Origin of the sequence: Paraburkholderia rhizosphaerae, assembly GCF_004366595.1 — a bacterium.
GTDB lineage: Bacteria > Pseudomonadota > Gammaproteobacteria > Burkholderiales > Burkholderiaceae > Paraburkholderia > Paraburkholderia rhizosphaerae.
This window is the reverse complement of sequence record NZ_SORE01000069.1, coordinates 1-1,692: the sequence shown is the minus strand read 5'-3', so window position 1 is coordinate 1,692 and position 1,692 is coordinate 1. Positions and strand designations below refer to the sequence as shown.

General features: G+C 65.1%; 1 protein-coding gene. It reads right to left on the bottom strand.

Translation table 11 applies throughout. The features are described 5' to 3' along the window. On the bottom strand, window positions 1-1,692 hold a 1,692-nt coding region (gene araD / locus BX592_RS33595), incomplete at both ends, for an L-arabinonate dehydratase (protein ID WP_243849864.1).

Sequence of the window (1,692 nt, the reverse complement as noted above, 5' to 3'; positions counted from 1 at the left end):
GGCGCCGCCGCGCTGCAGGAAATCGAAGTCGCAGCCCTTGTCGGCCTGCATCACGTGAATCTGGTGCATCGCGCCGTAGCCGCGCGTGAAACGCGGCGCGGGCGCGACCCACGCGGCCTTGCGGCGCGCGAGTTCCGCATCGCTGATCAGCACGTTCAGCTTGCGCTGCGGCACATCCAGTTCGATCAGGTCGCCATCGCGCACCAGCGCAAGCGGCCCGCCGATAAACGATTCCGGTGCGACGTGCAGCACACAGGCGCCGTAGCTCGTGCCGCTCATCCGCGCATCGGAAATACGCAGCATGTCGCGCACGCCTCGCTGCAGCAGCTTCTTCGGAATCGGCAGTTGTCCCCATTCGGGCATGCCGGGCGCACCGACCGGGCCCGCGTGCTGCAACACGATCACGCAGGTTTCGTCGATGTCCAGCGCGTCATCGTCGATGCGCGCGGCCATGTCGTTGTAGTCCTTGAACACCACCGCGCGGCCCGTATGCACATGCAGCGCCGGATCGGCGGCGCCGGGCTTGATCACCGCGCCATCCGGCGCGAGATTGCCGCGCAGTACCGCGAGGCCCGTGTCGGGCATCAGCGGCGCAATGCGGCGGCGGATCACTTCATCGTTGAAAATCTCCGCGTCGCCGATGTTCTCGCCGAGCGTCCTGCCGTTGACCGTCTTCTGCGTGCCGTCGATCAGCTCGCCCAGTTCCTTCAGCATCGCGCGCAGGCCGCCCGCGTAGTAGAAGTCTTCCATCAGGTACTGGCCGGTCGGACGGACGTTGGCCAACACCGGCGTGCGGCGCGCAACGTCGTCGTATCGGTCGAGCGTGAGTTCGATGCCCGCGCGGCGCGCGAGCGCGATCATATGGACGATCGCGTTGGTCGAACCCGACAGCGCGAGGCACGTCGTAACCGCGTTATCGACCGAGCTTGCAGTGAGAATGTCGGACGGCTTCAGGTCTTCCCACACCATGTCGACGATGCGCATGCCAGTTTTCGCGGCGAATACCGCGTGCCGCGAATCGGCAGCCGGCGTCGACGCAAAGCCGGGCAGCGTGAAGCCAAGCGCTTCGGCCGCGCTCGTCATCGTCGACGCGGTGCCCATCGTCATGCAATGGCCCGGCGAACGTGCAATGCCGCCTTCCACGCCGCGCCAGTCTTCTTCCGTGATGTTGCCCGCCCGCAAATCCGCCCAGTACTTCCACGTATCGGAACCGGAGCCGAGCGTGCGGCCGTTCCAGTTGCCGTTAAGCATCGGACCCGCAGGCAGAAAAATCGCCGGCAGGTCCATCGAGATCGCGCCCATCAGGAGCGCCGGCGTCGTCTTGTCGCAACCACCCATCAACACGACACCGTCGGCCGGATACGAGCGCAACGTCTCCTCGACTTCCATCGCGAGGAAGTTGCGATAGAGCATCGTGGTCGGCTTCTGGAACGGCTCGGACAGCGTCTGCACCGGCAACTCGATCGGAAAACCGCCCGCCTGCCAGATGCCGCGCTTCACTTCTTCGACGCGCTGCCTGAAGTGCGTATGGCATGGATTGATCTCGCTCCACGTATTGAGGATCGCGATCACCGGCTTGCCCGCATACTCTTCGCGGCTATAGCCCATCTGCGCGGTACGCGACCGATGGCCGAACGAACGCAGGTCGTTCACGCCGTACCAGCGATGGCTACGCAATTCCTCGGGGGTCTT